This is a genomic window from Aliiglaciecola sp. M165, from assembly GCF_007197995.1.
Lineage (GTDB): Bacteria > Pseudomonadota > Gammaproteobacteria > Enterobacterales > Alteromonadaceae > Aliiglaciecola.
The window spans coordinates 116,511-135,473 of sequence record NZ_VKKH01000005.1; the positions used below are offsets into that span (position 1 = coordinate 116,511).

General features: G+C 43.1%; 15 protein-coding genes. 6 read left to right on the top strand and 9 right to left on the bottom strand.

Annotated features, from left to right (window positions below; all coding sequences use genetic code 11):
* Positions 1-6: 6 nt before the first annotated feature.
* From ccmE to ccmA, 5 genes are read right to left on the bottom strand one after another with little or no spacing between them, the layout of a single operon-like run.
* Positions 7-477 (bottom strand): cytochrome c maturation protein CcmE, encoded by a 471-nt coding sequence (gene ccmE / locus FM019_RS10690; protein ID WP_143835929.1) that lies wholly within the window; start codon positions 475-477, stop codon positions 7-9.
* A complete protein-coding gene (ccmD, locus tag FM019_RS10695; RefSeq protein ID WP_143835930.1) occupies positions 474-737 on the bottom strand; it encodes a heme exporter protein CcmD in 264 nt (87 codons plus the stop codon). Before ccmD ends, ccmE begins: the two co-directional genes overlap by 4 nt.
* On the bottom strand, positions 734-1,480 hold the full coding sequence (locus tag FM019_RS10700) for a heme ABC transporter permease (protein ID WP_143835931.1): 747 nt from the start codon (positions 1,478-1,480) through the stop codon (positions 734-736). The genes ccmD and FM019_RS10700 overlap by 4 nt, the downstream gene beginning before the upstream one ends.
* Positions 1,480-2,148, bottom strand: a complete 669-nt coding sequence (gene ccmB / locus FM019_RS10705; protein WP_143835932.1) for a heme exporter protein CcmB — start codon at positions 2,146-2,148, stop codon at positions 1,480-1,482. Before ccmB ends, FM019_RS10700 begins: the two co-directional genes overlap by 1 nt.
* On the bottom strand, positions 2,145-2,774 hold the full coding sequence (gene ccmA, locus FM019_RS10710) for a cytochrome c biogenesis heme-transporting ATPase CcmA (RefSeq protein ID WP_143835933.1): 630 nt from the start codon (positions 2,772-2,774) through the stop codon (positions 2,145-2,147). The genes ccmB and ccmA overlap by 4 nt, the downstream gene beginning before the upstream one ends.
* 205 nt (positions 2,775-2,979) lie before the next feature.
* Here ccmA and FM019_RS10715 point away from each other — a divergent pair, with 205 nt between their 5' ends.
* The 3 genes from FM019_RS10715 (at position 2,980) to FM019_RS10725 (ending at position 10,973) form a co-directional block, all read left to right on the top strand.
* Positions 2,980-5,097 (top strand): flagellar hook-length control protein FliK, encoded by a 2,118-nt coding sequence (locus FM019_RS10715; protein WP_143835934.1) that lies wholly within the window; start codon positions 2,980-2,982, stop codon positions 5,095-5,097.
* 18 nt (positions 5,098-5,115) lie between these two features.
* On the top strand, positions 5,116-5,424 hold the full coding sequence (locus FM019_RS10720) for an EscU/YscU/HrcU family type III secretion system export apparatus switch protein (RefSeq protein WP_143835935.1): 309 nt from the start codon (positions 5,116-5,118) through the stop codon (positions 5,422-5,424).
* Between the two features lie 158 nt (positions 5,425-5,582).
* A complete protein-coding gene (locus FM019_RS10725) occupies positions 5,583-10,973 on the top strand; it encodes a PAS domain-containing protein (RefSeq protein WP_143835936.1) in 5,391 nt (1,796 codons plus the stop codon).
* A gap of 12 nt (positions 10,974-10,985) precedes the next feature.
* Here FM019_RS10725 and FM019_RS10730 read toward each other — a convergent pair whose 3' ends face one another.
* Positions 10,986-11,930, bottom strand: coding sequence for an alpha/beta hydrolase (locus FM019_RS10730; RefSeq protein ID WP_143835937.1), 945 nt, complete (start codon positions 11,928-11,930; stop codon positions 10,986-10,988).
* A 123-nt stretch (positions 11,931-12,053) separates the two neighbouring features.
* Here FM019_RS10730 and FM019_RS10735 point away from each other — a divergent pair, with 123 nt between their 5' ends.
* From FM019_RS10735 to FM019_RS10745, 3 genes are all read left to right on the top strand, one after another.
* Positions 12,054-12,758, top strand: coding sequence for a DUF1028 domain-containing protein (locus tag FM019_RS10735; RefSeq protein ID WP_143835938.1), 705 nt, complete (start codon positions 12,054-12,056; stop codon positions 12,756-12,758).
* 195 nt (positions 12,759-12,953) lie between these two features.
* Positions 12,954-13,172 carry a hypothetical protein gene (locus tag FM019_RS10740; protein WP_143835939.1) on the top strand — a complete coding sequence of 73 codons (219 nt, stop codon included), beginning with the start codon at positions 12,954-12,956 and terminating at the stop codon, positions 13,170-13,172.
* A 238-nt stretch (positions 13,173-13,410) separates the two neighbouring features.
* The gene (locus tag FM019_RS10745) at positions 13,411-14,235 is read left to right on the top strand and encodes a hypothetical protein (protein ID WP_143835940.1); all 825 of its coding nucleotides are present in this window, start codon (positions 13,411-13,413) and stop codon (positions 14,233-14,235) included.
* Here the strand turns inward: FM019_RS10745 and FM019_RS10750 are convergent.
* From FM019_RS10750 to recA, 3 genes are all read right to left on the bottom strand, one after another.
* Positions 14,232-15,392 carry a GGDEF domain-containing protein gene (locus tag FM019_RS10750; RefSeq protein ID WP_143835941.1) on the bottom strand — a complete coding sequence of 387 codons (1,161 nt, stop codon included), beginning with the start codon at positions 15,390-15,392 and terminating at the stop codon, positions 14,232-14,234. The genes FM019_RS10745 and FM019_RS10750 overlap by 4 nt on opposite strands.
* Positions 15,393-15,411: 19 nt before the next feature.
* Positions 15,412-17,082, bottom strand: a complete 1,671-nt coding sequence (locus tag FM019_RS10755; protein WP_185969257.1) for a diguanylate cyclase — start codon at positions 17,080-17,082, stop codon at positions 15,412-15,414.
* An 820-nt stretch (positions 17,083-17,902) separates the two neighbouring features.
* A complete protein-coding gene (gene recA, locus FM019_RS10760; RefSeq protein ID WP_143835943.1) occupies positions 17,903-18,937 on the bottom strand; it encodes a recombinase RecA in 1,035 nt (344 codons plus the stop codon).
* Between the last annotated feature and the right edge of the window lie 26 nt (positions 18,938-18,963).

Genomic DNA, 18,963 nt, shown 5'->3' on the forward strand with positions numbered 1-18,963 from the left:
ATTCCCTTATTGCCCAGCGCCAATATTTTGTGGTTTAACGTGCTTGATGCCTTTCATTTTTTCGGCTAGTTCCGGCGGCATGTATTCTTCATCGTGTTTGGCAAGCACCTCTTCAGCAACGATAAAATCAAATTCAGTCAATCTACCTGTCGCCACAATGCCCTGCCCTTCTCTGAACAAATCAGGCAAGATCCCGTTGTAACTGACGGTCACAATCGGGCCCACATCCACTAAATCGAAACTCACTGCCAAGGTATCAGGATCACGATTGACGGTGCCAGGTACCACCATGCCGCCAATTCTTAACCTTTGTCCTACTTGTGGCATAGCACCATTTTTACCTTCGACAATTTCAGAGGGGGTATAAAAATGATCAATATTTTCGCTCAACGCAGTAAGCATCATCCATACTGCCGCCGCGACCAATAATACGATTGCGCTAATACCCATTAATCGTTTTTGACGTCTTGGATTCACTGTGACTCTACCTCTTGTTTAAGCTGCGATGGTGACGCAGAAGGTTGCGCCTCATCAGTTTTTTTCTGTTGGCTTTTCTGGATACGTTTCTTACGAGCAATTTGTGCATTGACTGCCTGAATTAATTGCTTTTTCGCCCACAATGTTTCTACAACCAATGCAATCACTGCGAGAAACGTCACCGAGAATGCCAACCAAACAAAAAAGCCATAACCGCCCATGTCCCAAAAAGCTTGCCAACTATCAAATTGAAACGTCATGCTTTGCCCTCTCTGATCAGGGTTTTTATTGCCCAGGGGCGGTGAATTTCGCGACGAAGTAATTCGTTTTGAAGACGCTTAATTGACAGCGCTCCGACTAATAAACCTGTGCCAAACAAGTTAATCAACAATGGCCAAAGCATTTCGGAAGCAATGGATGGCTTTTCAAATTTGCTGATCGTTGCACCTTGATGCAAGGTGTTCCACCATTCAACTGAGTAGTGAATAATCGGCAGATTTATAACGCCAACAAGGGCCATTACGCCTGCGGCCTTGCCCGCCTGAATTTTGTCATCAAAGGATTTGTATAACGCGATCACACCTAAATACAAAAACAATAAAACCAATTCAGAGGTTAAACGAGCATCCCAAACCCACCAGGTTCCCCACATTGGTTTTCCCCAGGCAGCGCCGGTAAACAAGGCAATGAAGGTCATCACAGCGCCAACCGGAGCTATCGCCATCATGCCCATGTACGCTGTTTTTATTTGCCAGACAAGACCGATAAAAGCCGCGATGGCCATACCTGCGTAAGCGCCCATGGATAAAATTGCACTTGGCACATGAATGTAAATGATCCTGAAGGAATCACCTTGTTGATAATCCGCAGGGGCAAACCCTAATCCCCAAACGGTGCCAATACTGAGTGCCAAAATGGCGCTGATGGAAAACCACGGCACTAAGGTGGTGCATAATTGATACGCAGACTCAGATTTAGCGTAGGGATGTAACCACTTCCACATTAACTTTGACTCACTCTTAAGGCATAAGCGATGGCCATAGGAGCCAAGGCGAACGCCAATAATAACATTGCGCCTATTAAACCTAAATGGGCGCTGTAAGGTAATTGCAAGGCAGCGGCATCGACTGCGGCCGTTGCAAAAATTAACAAAGGTACAAATACAGGTAGCAATAACAAGGCCAGCAGTACACCGCCTTTTTGCAAGCCGACCGTCAAACCTACTGCAACAGCGCCAACTAAGCTCAACAGCGGAGTCCCAATCACTAGGGTCAACAATAATGCTTGAAACATTTCGACCGTAAGATTGAGAAAAAGTGCAAGCAATGGCGACAACAAAATGAGCGGAACTATGCTTGCCAACCAATGCACTGCGACTTTGACCAAAGTCACTAATGGCATCGGCACGCCACTGAGCATAATTTGCTCAAGGGTGCCATCTTGAAAATCATCGCGAAACAGTCGTTCCATGCCCAACAAAGAAGATAAAATCGCCGCAACCCAAATCACTCCAGGACCAATCTTTTGCAGTGTTTCAGGTCCGGGCCCGACCCCCAATGGAAACAAGCTGATGACTAACACAAAAAACATCATAGGTTGTAATAGTTCAGCTCTTTGCCTAAAAGCTAAGGACATATCTCGTTTGAATATTGCCAACAAACTGCCACTCATATGCGATACTCCAAAATCAGCTCTTTAGTTGCATAATCCAAATCTAATGTTTGGTGAGAGGTAATGATGACAGCACCACCATTTCCCAGATGGCTGACAATCTTATCTTTAAGTAGTGCTATGCCTTGAACGTCTAATGCGGTAAAAGGTTCATCCAACACCCAAATTTTCGCCTCAGATTTGAGCCAAAGGCGGGCAAGTGCGACGCGGCGCTGTTGGCCTGCCGATAACTGACTGATTGGTAAGTCCTCTAGCCCTACAAGACCAATTAGTTCCAGTAGTTCAAAAAGGGCATGTTCAGAGGTTGTGATACCGTTGAGCTGGCACCAGAATTTGAGATTTTCAATACCGTTGAGGGTAAGGTTTAATCCCAATTTATGTCCGAAGTAGACCAGGTCTTGATTAAACGCTTGATCAACTTTGTGTATGTTTTCGCCCTTGTACATCACTGTGCCGGCGGCCGCGTCAGCTAATCCAACCAAAATACGCAACAGGCTGGTTTTACCTGCGCCATTTTGTCCACGAATATACAACAACTCACTTTGCTCAACAGAGAAATCTGTGTGCTCAAACAAAACGCGATCTTGTTTAATGCAAGCTAAGTTTTGTCCACTAAATAAGATCAAATTACGAAGTACTCCACGTTCCGATAAACACGCCCCAACAATACGCCGAAACAATCAAAAAAGGTGCAGGCTAAAATCGGCGCAAATCATACCATAGCAAACCGGCAATACCAGTTATTAGATTCTATACTCACAACAGGTTATGCTGTGGATCCCGTTAACTCTTTTACGACGCTCATCCAGCCAGGTTCATAGGCCCAAGTGTATGTCTGATATTACTCCTGCTGTTCAACAACAACTAACTCAGGCGCTTTCTCAACTTGTCAAAGCACAAGGCGATTCGCCAATTGCTCGTCAGGCCGCGCAAGTTGTTGTGCAATATCTGGGCGGAAATCAGCTAAACCTTGGATTGGACAAGAACACACGTTCAATCAGCTTAGACAAATTTGCCTCTTTGCCCAGCGCACTTAAACCCGGCTCATACACAGGTGAAATACAAACCACGCAGCCAGGTAAACAAGGGGCAACATTGGCGTTATACCAAGCCAATACCAACTCAACGTCTCAGGCGTTGCTGGCAAAACTAAATCAAAGTCAACTTAGCGCGATCCTCTCTGCTATCAGCCAAGATCTGCAACCCGGCGCGCAAAGTAAAAGTCAAATTGTTAACGCTAAGGTGACCAACATAGTGGGTCAACAGGTGACCTTTTCAGCCACAGTGAACGGCAAAGCTCAACCAGTCACAATCCGCTTAGCGCAAGTCCCTTCTGAGCTAAAAATTGGACAGTCTGTGCAACTTCAGGTGATCCCTCGGGGCAACGACTGGCAAGCAAACTTGCTCACAACAACAAATACTCCGCCAAATCCGCATAGTCCTAAACACGTTGCTGAGCCGAGAACATCGTTTACAACTTTAAACAAAACACCTATTCAATTAGAAAAGAGCAGCGCCGTGACTCTGCTGCGAGCAGATCTATCGGGGACCACAAAAACTTCCACTGCAAATGTTGTTAGTGTAGATAAAAATGTACTCATGGCCGCTGTGCTAAAAACCAATATTTCATTGCCACACCAAGCATTAGAGCAACTCACTGCGCATGCTACAGACAAAGATGGACAGCGCCTAAACATTACACTCAACACCTCATCCAGTGGTGAATTGCGAGGACCTCAGTCTGCCCCTGTTGCCAATATTCCGCTTACCAAGCAACAATTGCAGCAGGTCCAAACGCTCATTACTGAATCCGCGACAAAACATACTGTAGCAAGCAGTAATACCGTACAGAATCCGTTGACAAACACCTCAATCAGCTCGCCAGCAATCGTGCTTGAGCAATTAACCAATCAGATCAACAAGGTTAGAGATCCAGAAAAGGCTGAACAACCTCTACTTGCAAAAGATTTATCCAAAGCAGTTAAAGAGATTGTCGCGCAATTGCCAAGTGCACAAAAAAATGAAGTGTTAAAACAGATAAATGAAATTAGCCGTCGATTATTACCTAGTACGGCAAGTCCATCTGAGACCATTGAGATCATTAGTAAAGCCTTGAGCGATCAAGCAACACTCAAAGAACCCTCAAGCAAAGCAATAGCAGATTTGTTTTTAAAACAAATCAACCAAGGGATCCCGCAAGGCAAAACGACTGATGCTGAACACATTAAACAATTGTTAACACAGCCGGTTTTAAATCTAACCCCAACGCAAATTGTGCAGCCAGCATCAGGGGGGCAAGGTTTGGTCGCGGGTTTAATTACCTTGTTGCAAGTCAGTTTAGCGTCCAGACTAGCCCGCACGTCTGCACCACAAAGCGAAAAAATCGCGCAAATTGTTTCAACCTTATTAGGCCCAACAGTTAAACAAACCACTGGGCAAACTCAGCGATCAATGAACGATATACAACAGCTTGACCAAAAACATCAATTGATTAAGCAGCTTGGACGTCTTTTTGCGCAACATCAATCAACAAAATTAGCTAGCGCTGAACAAGCCATGCAGGGCCAAGAGGGTCTGTATTATATTCTGCCTTCGGGTATCGGTGAAAATAAGCGAGATATTGAAATATTGATAAAGCGAGAGTCTGAAAAAAACCCGGGGCAACAAGTTGAACAAGGCAAGACTGCCATTTGGCATTTGACCATGAAATTGGATATCGGCGATATCGGACAATTACTCACCAAAGCCAAGTTAAAAGATACTGAGTTAGAACTCGACCTTTACACCTCTAATGAAGCGTTGAAGGCCTTGGTATATGAATATTTACCCTTGTTCAAAAAGCGATTGCAACACCTTGGGATTGACGTTTCAAAAACCCTTTGTCAATTGGGTAAAATTCCCCATCACCTGCAATCTCGTCCTTATCAAATTTTTGAAACCCAAGCCTAGCTTGAAAAGGTAGCCAAGATGGATAAAAAAAATAAAAGTGCGGTAGGGATCAAATATCAAGAAGGCGACAAGGAAGCCCCTAAGGTTATTGCCAAAGGCTTTGGCGACCTTGCAGAAGAGATTATTCAAGTTGCCAAACAAAATGGTGTATTGGTACATGAAGATCCTTACCTGAGTGAGTTTTTAACTACCCTGGATTTGGGCCAGGAAATTCCAGAGCAGCTGTATCATGTCATCGCTGAACTCATAGCATTTTCTTATGTTCTGCAGGGCAAATTTCCAGAGAGTTGGGCGCAAACTAAGGGTAAGATTTCGACCAACGCGTAGCCTGATTAGATAACAAATATGCAGGTTACGAAATTCTATCCGATAATTAGTGCTTAAATAGCGTATTAAAAAGCACACATAGTTGTTTTTTAACAGCTTTGTCTGAATTACCAGACAGGTTAAGCTTGATATCAACATGTTGAGTGGGAATATTTTGGATGAAATTACGCAGTTATCTTCTAGCGTATAAAATGTGCTTGTTAGGCATCACCCTTTTAATGAGTGGATCGGCATTTGCTGTTGGAGAGACCCTGATTGAATTAGGCGCAGATTCGTTAAACATGGTGATGATTGCCATTGCCGTCATTGTCACGCTCCTTGTGATAACTCTGGTATTTTTCAAAGTCAGCCAAAAACGTGCGTTACAGAAACACGCTCAAAACGAACAGATCCTAGTCCAGACGCAAAATCATCTAAACAACTTCCACGTTGGCATCGTGCATGTCAATCACGCTGGGAATATCCAATATTGCAACAAATTAGCCGCCTATTATTTAGGTAATCGTGCAGAGAACCTGGTCAACCAACCCCTCATCAATTTGCTGGACGAGAACGTCAGCGAAGGCCTAACCCATGCACTGGGTGCGAAAGTACAAAATAAAATGCAGATTGTGGGTCCGGTAAAAGCCCGTCAACTGCTATTAGAGTTTGCACCACAAAAAGACTCTCAAGCGAATGTTGCTTCAGTGATATCCATCGTCGATGTCAGTGACAAACAAGCTGAGTTAGACACAATGCGCCAGGATTTGGCGCAAAACAACCAACTGCTCGACAACTCTCAGATTGGTCAACTGCATATAAACTTGTCTGATAAACAATTTGCTGCCAACGCGATACTGGCAAAGATGTTGGGGAGCAGTGACGAAAGTCTTAGCGGAGAACTCTCTGCTTTTGAAAACTACTTGAATCAAGGAACACAATTTGAGTGGAATCAAGCGATAAAACGGGCGCAAAGTGGCGAAGACGTAGAATTTGAGTGTCGATTTGATGGTCATCACGATCTCGTCAATGCAAAACTCGTTGGCGTCGTCACTGAAAAAGATGAAAACGGAAAAGGCACCCAGGTACACTTTAGTGTTATCAACCAAGACGAGGTTATTAATTTAACGAAAGAGGTAATCAGCGCAAACCAACGTGTGAGAGGTATGCTAAGTGCCAGCAGTTATCCTACCTTCCTGCTAGACGACAAAGGCCTTGTCATTGGTTGTAACACCCCGTTTGAATTGGCATTTAATACCTCGATTGAAAACATCCGAAATACACCAGCGAATCAGCTCGCGTTTTTCCCCGACTCACTCAAAGCGCTACAACCTGAAAGTAATCAGTCTGGCTCAATGCCCTATTCGGCTAATTCTGGTCTGGCTCAAGAAATAGATCTAGAACTTTCTTCGGGAGAAAGGAAAACTCTGCGAGTCAAACTACAAACGTTTAGAGACGACACCGGCAACACCGTTGGTTCTGTCTGTACCTTAGAAGATATTTCTGAATTGAAGAATATCAAAGCGAAGTTGGAGCAAGAACAGAAACACTTCGCCAGTATCATTGACAAAGCTCCGCTTGGCATTGCGATGATCAATGAAGATGACAAAATTGTTGATGCCAACAAGGCTTTGCTTGACCGCCTCGAACTGTCTGAACGCGATTTGAAAAAGGGCTCATTTTATCAGTTATTCAATGACCCCAATAATTCCGGGAAAGCCGCGAAGAAATTACATAAAAATGGGCGATTGGAAGGCTTTCATGCAGATTTGAAGGGTAAAAACGGATTGTTACATCCCAGTGAGCTCAACATTGAAATGTTTGATCAGGAAAAACAACAATTCTTGTGTTGGATTTCAGATATCAGCGACGAGCAATATCAGCAAGACAAATTTGAAGGATTGTTAGAACACAGCAGTATGCCTATGGCGGTGCTAGCAGATGATGGTTTTAATAAACTAAATCCTGCTGCGTGTCAGTTCTTTTCAGTCGAAGACGAAGAAGATTTATTCGGCTATTACCCCTATTCCAAAAAGCTCAATAATGAGTCAGACGAATTAAAAGAATTCAAACAAAAAATCCAACAAATTAAGGAAGATGGTCAAGCACTGTCGCTAACTTGGCAACACAGTCGTGGAGACAACTTGCTACCATGCCAAGCGACGTTCGTGCCGATGTTTAAAGGCCAGGAGTTCGATTCCATTTTGTGCATATGGACCGATTTGCGCGCACTCAAAAAAGCCGATGCTGAGCGTATGGAAGCGATTAATCTCCATCAAGCTGCAGAACGCCTGATTGTTGAAAAGCAGCAACTCCTTGAAAGCAGCCAGGATCAGTTGGCAAGCAAAGTAAGAACCTTGTCTGATACGCAAACCAAACTGCAAGCTGCCAAAGAAGATTTATCCGATAAAGAGTCTGAAATATCAGATCTACAGCAAGCCCATCAAAACATTACCGAGCATTTAAATAAGTTACAGCAAGACTATCAGCAAAGTAGAGATTCTCTGGCGAGCAGTGAAAAAGCTAATGAAGATCTTGCCGAGCAACTTGAACAATCAAGCAAACGCGTCAATGGCCTTGAGCGACAACGCAACCAGATCGCAAATGAGTTGCAATACAGTGAGAAGAAATACAAAGACGCGCAGCGTGAATTGGAAGAGAGCGAAGAGACCGCCAGAAGATTAGAACAAGAGCGAGAAGAGCAACAGTCGAAAATGTCAGAGTTTGTTGGCGAGATCGATAGCTTAAAAACCTCTATTGAGCAAAAAGACCAACAAATTGCTGATGTTAGCGGTCAAATTAATGCCTTACAGTCTCAGCTCACCAGTTCATCTGAAGCCAGTCAAAAACTACGTGAGCAACTCATAAATCAACGTAAAGCTAGCGAACTTGCTGAGCAACAACGCAGAGAGCTTGAGCAGACTTGTTTTGTTGCCCAATCCGAACTATCAAACAAAGCCCGCCATATCGACCACTTGCAACATGAAATGGACAAATTTGAAGAAATGTCCAATCAGCAAAAAGGCGACATGGAAAAACAACAAGCCTTGTTACAGCAAGAACTCGAAACCAAGCAACAACAGTTACAATCCACCATGCAGGCACTGGACGAAACCAAACGGTTGTCTGAGCAAGAAAAGGCTGAAAAAGAAGCCCAACAAGAGCGCTTGCAAAAACTCCAAGAGGAACTTGCTGAGGTCGAACGCAATAGTGAAGAGCAACAACGGAAAATTGCTGAAGCCGATCAACAGTGGCGTGAGCAACAACGTTCGTTACAACAGGAACTGCAGGCTAAGCAGCAGAAACTGAATGAAACAGAACAGTTAATCAAACAACAGGAACAACAGGTTGAAGCGGAAAAAGTTGCCAAGGCGCAGCAGCAAAAACTGTTTGAAAGACTACAGGCCGAATTGGAAGAAATGGAACGTCGCAGCGAAGAGCAGCAGCGACTGAAAAATGAAGAAGCCGAACAACGCTTACAAGAACAACAAGCCAAGTGGCAGAAAGAACTTGAAGATAAACAACGTAAGCTGCAAGAGGCTGAAGAGAGCTTAAATCAAACAAGACAACAGACGGAGCAGGAAAAAGCGCGTCAAGAAGAGTTGATGACACAACTGCAGTCTGAACTGCAAGAAATGGAAAAACGCAGTGCACAGCAACAGCAAGCGATTTTAGAAGAAGCCGATCAACGCTGGAAAGAGAAACAGGATGCCTTGCAACAAGAACTGTTAGATAAGCAGCAACGGTTGCAGAAAACTGAACAAGCTCTGCAACAAACGACTGAACAAACTGAAGCTGAAAAGGCTGAACAACGTAAATTATTTGAACGTTTGCAAAGTGAATTGGCCGAAGTTGAACGCCGCAGCGAAGCGCAACAAAGACAGAAAACGGAAGAGGCAGAAAAACGCCTTCAAGAACAGCAGCAGCAATGGCAACAAGAGTTAGAGTCCAAACAGCGTAAATTGCAAGAAACGGAACAACGACTCAATCACGCCAAACAACAAACTGAAGCGGAGAAAGCCCAACAGATGCAGTTGAAAGAAAAACTGCAGACAGAAATGGCTGAAATCGAAAAACGCAGTGAAGAACAGCAAAAGGCTATTCTCGAGGAAGCTGATCAAAGATGGAAAGCACAGCAAGAAGCGCTACAAAGAGAACTTGAGGCCAAGCAGCAAAAATTGATTGAGACTGAACAGGCATTGCAGCAAACGGCACAACAAACTGAAGCAGAGAAGGCCGCGCGGGAGGAACAGCAACAGATCTTTGAAAAACTCCAAGCCGAACTGGCGGAAGTAGAGCAGCGCAGTGCTGAGCAACAACGAGAAATGCAAGAAAGTGACGAGCAATGGCAAAAACGTCAAGAGGCACTAAAACAAGAAGTGGAAGCAAAACAAGCACAGCTGCTTAATACACGTAAACAGTTGGATGAAAATCAGCGTCAAACCGATGCAGAAAAACGCGAACGCTTAGAGCAACAACAAAAGCTACAGCAACTAAAAGTCGAATTAGCCGATGTCGAAAACCGCGCTTCGAAACAAAAGGAGATGTTGCAAGGTAGTGATGAGCAGTGGCGACAGCATCATGCAGAAATCGAAGAACAGAAAAAACAACTACAACAGGCACTGCAAGAAGCTGAGCAGCAAAACGCGCAAATGAAGCAGAAGCTATCCAGCAGCTTGCAGGAGCTGCAAAAAGCAGAATCTCAAGTGTCGACTACGCTTTCTGGTGAACAAAAACTTCAAGAAGAATTGGAACGAGCACGAAGCGAAGCGGAACAACTGCAACAACGATTGAAGCAACAAGAACAACAAGAGTTGAAATTACAACAACAACTTGCCGAGCAACAAAAAGCACTGCAAAGCAGTGAGCAAAATATTTCAAATATGCGCCAAGAGCAGCAGCAACTGGCTCAGGAGTTGAATTCGATTCAAGAGGAATACGACCAAACAAAAGCCAGCTTAAACAAACAAGATAGTAATCAGTCTGAGCTAAACGAAAAACTTCAGCTGCTAGAAAAAGAATTAAATAGCAGCAAAGAGCAGATCGCTAACAAAGAGAGCGCTTTGCAAGACGCTCAAAAAGAACTTGAGTCTTCTCAGGAGAAACTGCAAGACAAAGAAAAAGCGTTGATAGAAGCACACAAAGAAGAACTTAAGCAGGCGCAAGAGCAACAACCTGAACAATCTCCTGCTGATATCCCAGATTTTGCCAGAATCGATATGCCAAAAGACCCACAGATATGGTTTGATTTACTGCCTTATCTACAGAAGAATCCGCCTAAGGAGTCTCTCGCTGTTGCATTAAGCGATTTGATGTCTGAATTAGAAACTTCTATGTACAGCATGGATTTAGCGGTGCAGGAAGACAACAACAGCGGTATTTTGATGCAAGCTAGAAAGCTTGGGCACGTCTGTCGTAAAGTCAACTCCATTCCACTTGATGATGTTGCGACGAGAATGGAAACTTTTTTCCAACAAGGTGAAGTTGATAGTATTTCGATATTCTGGCCGAGTGTAAAAGAGTCGTTGATGACCACGCTTCGAGTTATTTACGCTCAGTTGCACAGTTAGAATAATGTTCAATTATTCTGTAAGAAGATAATTGAGCAAATGTTCGAAGCTTGCTGTACCAGGATGGATCCAATCAAAATGGCCGGCATCCTCGTCTATCTGAAAAGGAATGCCGGTAAAACGCACTTGGCTTTCATCGACAATCCCGTCTTGGCCACCACCAAACAAAAACGTTTGTGCACTCAGTGAACCTGTTTGCGGATTAGCCAAGGTATATTGCTCAGGTAAATCTGCTGGGCGGCCGTTCATAAAACTCACAGCCAACGAATTGCAGCTTCCCTCCTGATCTGCGTAGGTAATCAAATTAGTTATCGCTGCCAAACCCACAACATTAAAATCCAAGTCTAAATTGGTGCGGGCCAATAGTGCCAGATGTCCGCCAGCAGAGTGTCCAACGATGCGGATTTTGCTTTGTGATTGACTATAAATTTGCTGATAAATAAAACGGATTGCAGATTCAATATCTGTGTAGGTGCCCGGCCAACCGCCACCTTCATCACCCGTTGCACGATACTCGATGGACCACACGGGGAAGCCATTTAAAGACAACGCTGTTGCCATAGGGTAACTCTGCGCCAGACGAAAACGGTTTGACCAACAGCCGCCGTGAATCAACACGATGTTCGCAAGGTCTTGCCGTTGTTGCGTGTTTTGCGCAGGCCAATACTCAACAAATTGCAAACTGTCTTCACCATAAAAACGTTTTTGAGTTGACGGCTCATAATTAAGATTCAAAACATCGCCGTATGAAACTGAACGAGTTACGGCCGAATAAAGTTCGCGATGAAACTCTTGAATGTCAGGCGACATTTCCGGCGGTAGTGGCAGACTTGGTGCTTCGGGAGGGATAGGCTGCATTGGGTCAGCCTCTGTTACAGGAATATTGGTAGGATCAGACGATCCTCCAGAGCACCCCAGCAAGGTTAAAATGCTAATCAAGAGTAAGACAAATTTCATAACTATTTTATTCAGTGGCGATACATGGTTATACGCAAAATTTAATCATTAAGATTTAAACCTTTGCATTGGTTGTTGCGACACATATATCTGACCACTACGCATCTACCATAAGGATATTCCATGCTCAACATTAGCTCCCCATCTCGTTTTACAGTCGCTGTCGTTTTTTTATCGTTCATTGTTTTTTCAATTCCCGCACAAGCCACTTGGTCTATCATCGCCGTAGACAGAGATAAAGGCGATATTGGCATCGCTGGCGCGTCCTGCACATTTGATGTGTCAGGCATTGCCTCAGTTGTGCCAGGCAAAGGAGCTATTGTTGTTCAAGCAGCCAGCAACTATTTTGCTCGTATGCAAGGGGTTAAAATGATGCGCGAAGATGCTTCAGTTGAGAAAATCCTCGAGAGTATGAAGCAAGAAAACTTCACACCATCAAGGCAACAATACGGTGTCATACTTTTATCAGAAGGTACAAAGCCGATGGTAGAAACAGGCCACGAAGTAAAAGGATTTAAAGGCGCGAAAATTGATAACGATGTTGCGGTGATGGGAAACATCCTCGTCGGCCAAAAAGTATTAGACGATGCCTTTAACGCCTTTAAATCACCCGACCAGACCTCATTTGCTGAAAAAATGATGAGCGCATTACATGCCGGGGCAAAAGCAGGTGGCGATAGCCGCTGCGGTGAACAACGAGCGCGTTCAGCGTTTATTTCCATTTATTCTTCGCGCACGGAGGCCATTACAACATTGTCCGTTTATGGAACGGATGTCGGCGGAATGCCAGCTGTCGACCTGTTGGCGGAAAAATTTAGCAATCTATAAGACGTAAAAATCATTGTTGTATCGTGATTGCAGATATTAAAATTCGTTTTAAGCGCGGTGCATAACCCTAATTTTGTATTAGGGTTATGTCGTTTGAGAGATAGCAGACCACACTCGTTGTTGGTATCATCCTGCCTTTTTACTAACAACGATAATGCTTCGCTGAAGCACGTGTCTACTGGAAAATAACGCGCCATGCAAAACCAGATTGTTTATCAATTCCCATCCGCGCAAGTTGCTAATCGCTTTTTAAACGAAGTTAACTCATCACGTCTGCCTGATATAAAAGCTAAATTATTCAAAGGGTCTGACAAAGTACAGGTTGTTTATCACTATGCTGATGGCGGATTTGACAGCACCAGTGCGGATCTGGATGACTTAGCTAACCGTTATGAAGGTAGCGAAGTCAGTTGACATAAAGCAGATTTACCAGCTTTTCTGCATGTCGACTTGTTTTTCATTTCTTTTCTCACTTGCTGCACACTTTTACTAAACGCCTAACTTGGATTCTGACGACAAAATATATACGCTAGACAGGCATGATGGGAAAGATAACAATAAAGCGCTTTTCTCTTAATATATTGAGGCGGTTGAGCACAGACTTTTAGTTCCTCAGAAATACTAATTGGTCATTTTCAAGGAGTTTCGATAAATGACATTCGCAAAAATATTTTACGGCCCGATCATCGGATTTTTCGGGATCGCATTGTCTATATTCGCTGGCTTTAATCATAAAGGGTGGAGCTTGTTAGTTTATTCGCTTAGTAGTGCGTTCGCATTTTCCATCGCCATTTTCCTTATGTATCTCATTGCAATTCGTCGTAAACATACTTTTTTTGGATGGGAGAGAGGCGCAAAGATTAACTTGGTTATTCCTTCATACTGGAATAGAAACGAATATGACCCAAAAGCGCTAGAAAAAGAGTATCGTTATTACAAAAAAAGTAATGGTGAAAAAACATGGCTGATCGGTGCCACAACTTACCCATTGACCAGCACAGGTGGAACATCACTGGCGTGCAATCTCACTGCACTTATCGCATGTGAAGTAACGCGAGAGATAGAAGTTAAAGGTGATGAAGAAGATCTGCGCAATGTAATTGGAACCAAAATATGTATAGGTAGCCCAACGTCCAACACGCTAACTGGGAAAGTTCTCAACGTGTTACCCCAGAATCGTGCCATCACATTCACATCCAAAACAATGAAATGCTGGCTAAGTGACGAACCTTATGTCGCTACTACCCAGTACGATTTTGCCATTTTAGCAAGGATGAAATATCAATCGGACATACATTTTGTTTGTGCCGGTATCGATGAAGAAGGTTCTGTCGCTGCAGGCAGATTGCTCGCATCAAAATGGAAATCATTGCCAAACGATAACTTTGTCATCGTTTACAAAGTGGAGAAAAACTCTTTTGATGCTGAGGAGTGTGTAAAGATTATTAATCAAAATGGCGAGTGGGTTAACTTCTAGGTATTTTGCCCAAACACTTCACATCGATTACGGCCCGCTTGCTTAGCTTGATATAATGCCACATCGGCCTGATGAATTATTTTTTTAGGATCTAATGGGTTGCTGGCAATTAGATGGACAACACCTATGCTGACTGTTACCAGTCTATGGGGGCTGGCCTCATTATGTTTGTGAGGTATCGAAAGTTGCGCAATTTTTTGTTGTAGGTGATTTATACTTTCTTGTATCTCATTAAGTGATACCGAGGGTATTATGACTGCAAATTCTTCACCTCCCAATCGCGCTACCATTTCGCCTGAGCGTTGAAAATGGCTCTGCATGCATGAGGCTAATTCCTGCAAACACTTGTCGCCTTCTACATGCCCATATTCATCGTTGAACAATTTAAAATGGTCCACATCGATTAGTACAAGTGTCAACTCAGAGTTTAGTCGAGCGCTTCGTTTTAGTTCTTGCAAAAAATGCTGATCAAAAGCACGACGATTTGCCAATCCGGTAAGACCATCGAGCAGTGACAAGCGCCTGAGCTTTGCTTCCACCTCTTCTCTGACTTCAATCTCTTGCGCAAGCCGTTCGTTCAATCGTAAGGCTGAAACAAATTGTTTATTGACCGGTCGCACAGTCTTTAAGGTGACTGCTGAGTATAACAGTATCGCCAATATTATTGCATGATTGAGGCTACTTGGATGTAATGCCAACATGACTAAACAAGGAATAATAAGCGGAAAAGAAAACATTAAAAACACTCTGAAACTTGAAGCGTATCCAATTGCCGCGCTACTACAGATACCAAAAACGACAAGCGTTACCAACAATGCATATTCAGGAATAGAAAACGCTCCAAAGGCTACCCAGAAAAAACCATATAAGGCACCCTGAATGATTGCCAGAATAATAAACAGATTGTGCCATTTAGAAATATTTAGGACAGCGTCCTGACGCTGTTTGAAACGAAGAAATACGGGAATACGCGCCAAGGCAACGGTAGAATGCACAATCAACCAGGTGATGAGCAATATATGCTCAACTTCATTACGGAATAGCCAACAAAGTAATGCACCTGCAAAGGGATGGCTAACTGCAATTGTGTAGGAATTGTTGTACAAACTTTCAACTTGCTTGACTTCGATTCGTAGCTTAATAGCTTGATTATCCATTTAGCAAAATCTCCCGCTATTACGCTTCAACAACTTGATTGCGACCTTTATGTTTAGCCATGTAAAGTGCTGCATCGGCCTGATGCATCAGTTCATCTATCGAATTTTCAGCATTCATGTGTGATAAACCAACGCTAGTTGTCAACGTTAGGGTTCCTTTTGACGTTTCTATTTCAATACTGCCTACATCCTTACGCAATCTTTCAGCCATTTGCAGTGCCTGCTCTCTGCTACCCACCATAAGAAGAGAAAATTCCTCACCACCAAGTCGAGCGAATATGTCGGTTTCACGGATCCGTGCTTTAACTATTTTGCAGAACATTTTTAATGCTTCGTCACCACAAGCATGTCCAAATGTGTCGTTAATCGATTTAAAGTGATCGATGTCAAACATCATCAAACTAAATTCCAACGATTGGGATTTGCAATCAGCGATGAACTTTTGCGACTCAGAAAAAAAGCTTCTGCGGTTTTTCGTTCCGGTGAGAGAATCTGTTTGAGCTTCAATTTCAGCTTTTAGCTTTTGTTGTTGTAATTCAATAGTCCTCTCACCAACCAACACTTCAAGTTTAATTTTGGATTTTTCCAATTCGTCACGATATTGCTTTTCCGCAACGATTTTTTGCTGTCTGAGGGTCAAGACTTTAATGCCTATCGCAACAATAATGACGATCATTTCGGTATAGGAGGCTAGAGGTGGCCAATAATAATTGACAAAGTTATGCTCAACATAGCCTAAATCTCTGAGTGCTTGTGAGACTAATCCAGTGGCAAGGAAACTCCACGCTACGGCATAAACCAAGGCTTCTTTGGAACCCTGCGACCAACGCCGAATTCCAGCAATAAATGCAACCGGGTATAACAACAATGCTACAGTGATTGATAAAATAGCCAAGGCTTTAATATGCAATAATGCCGCCACAAAAAGTAGCACCGCATTGGCAATCATAAATAATAAAAACTTGTCCAACCAAGGTGTATATTTGCGTGTTTCTAAAAACATCCGTGTAAAAACAAGCCCGCAAAAGATAGTGAACGCGCCTGAAATTGAAATATAACTCCAATGAAAATTAGTGCTCAACACGTATTTGTGGGTGTAGCCAAAAATTGTTGCCCAGGCGACTATTTTTGCCAACGCATAAATCGAGTAAACAAAGTACAATTTTCTTCTTGTAATCAATCCCACCACAAACGCGAATACAAACATCAAAAACAAGCCGCCAAACAAAAAAGATAGACCAATGCTTTCTAAATTTTGCATTTTCTGGAGATTAGAGGGCGTCCATATTCTCAGAGCGGGAAAGACATAACCGCTTCCTTGGGAAGAATATTTCACTAAAAACTCTTGAGTTTGCCCTGGTTGCAGCGTGGTGGAAAAAACAAATCGAATATGTGGGTATTCACGCTCATTGAAAGAATCTAATAGAGATAGATTAGCTATAGAGGTGAAATTAAGATCAGCGGATTGTTCTGTAGAGAATGCTTCTAGAGATATCAACTGATGATCAACATATTCCAATGCGAGTTCAACTTTGTCAGTTGTTACATTCTGCAGTGTAAAATGAGACCAAATTGCCCCTTTTATAAAACCCGTTGAGCCGGGGGAATCAAACTGCTCAAATCCGCCGGCTTGAAAAACCTCGATAACGTGTTCTAAGCTTTTCTGGTCGCTAGGATCATGCCAAACCATTATTGAGTCTTTGATGGAGAGGCCGTTGACACTCTCCTCAATAAAAATAGGTTCTTTCGCAAAGATAGACGTGCTTAATGACAGAATTAAAAATAGAAACAGTAGATTTATGGCATATGTTCCAATGCTTGGTGTCAAAAAGTTATTGGCCAACGATCTAGTATCAATCTGCATTTTCTTTTACTTCTAAAATCATACAGCCAAACTTAACCTCGTAATGAGCGTTATGTTCTTCAAAGCCATATGTCCACTTTAAATCGCTTAAACTATCAGCGTCGTTGGTAAGGGTACTATATACAGGTAAAAGGTTACAGAATGAAAGCAAGATTGTGACCCCAACTAAGGGCTTTGTGAAGTGTAAACCCGATAACAAGCTGCATTTTGAGTGACCCAAATCTTGGATAAACAGCGCCTGTAAACACCGCTAATTATCCTCTTCTGTTAGTTGTTCACTATGCGCTCATTGCGACTAAACAACATAATTCTCGCCTTGGTAGGGGAATACATCACAATACATACTTATTAAAGACCAGTATCAAAATGACCGTAGCTTTTATCTTATTGATAAAACCTTAAAATAAGCAATATCGACATTTCTGACCCGGGATTGGGGTTAAGTAATATTACCCCTTCAAAGTCACCTTATAATCAGTGAATGAACCATTTTAGTATCTAGCGCTTTGAAAGCGCTAGTCTGATGAATTTGACGAAGCACAACTTTTATATAGCTTCACAACATAGTCTTCCCATAAAACGCAAAAAGCCCCATCAATAGACTGACGGGGAAGCTCACGCTAAGGAGAGGTGTATCTAACTGACGTTACAATACGTCTTCTGATTCAATTGGCTCTTCCGGCTTAACTGTCTTTGATAGCAAAAGCTCATCGCGAAGGCGTCTTTCAATATCATCAGCCATATCTGTGTGCTCTTTAAGATATTTCACTACGTTAGCTTTACCTTGGCCAATTCTTTCGCCGTTGTAGCTATACCATGCACCGGCTTTTTCAACAAATTTTTGCTTCACGCCTAAATCGATCAGCTCAGCTTCCTTACATATGCCTTGACCGTACATGATCTGGAATTCAGCTTGTTTGAATGGTGGAGCAACTTTGTTTTTGACGACCTTCACTCGGGTTTCATTGCCCACCACTTCGTCACCGTCTTTGATTGCGCCAATACGACGAATATCTAAGCGAACGGAAGCGTAGAATTTAAGGGCATTACCACCTGTTGTGGTTTCGGGTGAACCAAACATGACGCCAATTTTCATACGAATCTGGTTGATGAAAATCACTAATGTATTAGAACGCTTAATATTACCTGTTAGTTTACGCAAAGCTTGCGACATTAGCCGTGCTTGCAAACCAACGTGAGAATCTCCCATGTCACCTTCAATCTCAGCTTTAGGTGTCAGTGCAGCAACCGAGTCAACCACTACGACGTCAACCGCGCCTGAGCGAACTAACATATCGCAGATTTCCAGCGCTTGTTCACCCGTGTCTGGTTGAGAAACTAACAAATCATCGATATTAACACCTAACTTGGATGCATAAACTGGATCCAACGCATGCTCAGCGTCAACAAACGCACAGGTTTTACCCATTTTTTGTGCTTCGGCAATGGCTTGTAATGTCAGCGTCGTTTTACCTGATGACTCAGGACCATAAATCTCAACAACCCGCCCACAAGGTAAACCGCCTATTCCTAGTGCAATATCAATTGTTAATGAACCGGTTGAAACCGCTTCAATATCAAGCGCCTGGTTGTCACCCAAGCGCATAATTGCACCTTTACCAAATTGTTTTTCGATTTGCCCAAGGGCAGCTGAAAGCGCGCGAGATTTATTATCGTCCATCGAGTTATCCTTCGATTAAGCGTTAT

Excerpts from the sequence above, each read along its gene's own strand:
- FM019_RS10720 (WP_143835935.1), top strand. The coding sequence starts at position 5,116 with ATGGATAAAAAAAATAAAAGTGCGGTAGGGATCAAATATCAAGAAGGC.
- FM019_RS10750 (WP_143835941.1), bottom strand. The coding sequence starts at position 15,392 with ATGGATAATCAAGCTATTAAGCTACGAATCGAAGTCAAGCAAGTTGAA.
- FM019_RS10735 (WP_143835938.1), top strand. The coding sequence starts at position 12,054 with ATGCTCAACATTAGCTCCCCATCTCGTTTTACAGTCGCTGTCGTTTTT.
- FM019_RS10740 (WP_143835939.1), top strand. The coding sequence starts at position 12,954 with ATGCAAAACCAGATTGTTTATCAATTCCCATCCGCGCAAGTTGCTAAT.
- ccmB (WP_143835932.1), bottom strand. The coding sequence starts at position 2,148 with ATGAGTGGCAGTTTGTTGGCAATATTCAAACGAGATATGTCCTTAGCT.
- FM019_RS10700 (WP_143835931.1), bottom strand. The coding sequence starts at position 1,480 with ATGTGGAAGTGGTTACATCCCTACGCTAAATCTGAGTCTGCGTATCAA.
- FM019_RS10730 (WP_143835937.1), bottom strand. The coding sequence starts at position 11,930 with ATGAAATTTGTCTTACTCTTGATTAGCATTTTAACCTTGCTGGGGTGC.
- FM019_RS10725 (WP_143835936.1), top strand. The coding sequence starts at position 5,583 with ATGAAATTACGCAGTTATCTTCTAGCGTATAAAATGTGCTTGTTAGGC.
- ccmD (WP_143835930.1), bottom strand. The coding sequence starts at position 737 with ATGACGTTTCAATTTGATAGTTGGCAAGCTTTTTGGGACATGGGCGGT.
- FM019_RS10715 (WP_143835934.1), top strand. The coding sequence starts at position 2,980 with ATGTCTGATATTACTCCTGCTGTTCAACAACAACTAACTCAGGCGCTT.
- FM019_RS10745 (WP_143835940.1), top strand. The coding sequence starts at position 13,411 with ATGACATTCGCAAAAATATTTTACGGCCCGATCATCGGATTTTTCGGG.
- FM019_RS10755 (WP_185969257.1), bottom strand. The coding sequence starts at position 17,082 with ATGGTTTGGCATGATCCTAGCGACCAGAAAAGCTTAGAACACGTTATC.
- recA (WP_143835943.1), bottom strand. The coding sequence starts at position 18,937 with ATGGACGATAATAAATCTCGCGCGCTTTCAGCTGCCCTTGGGCAAATC.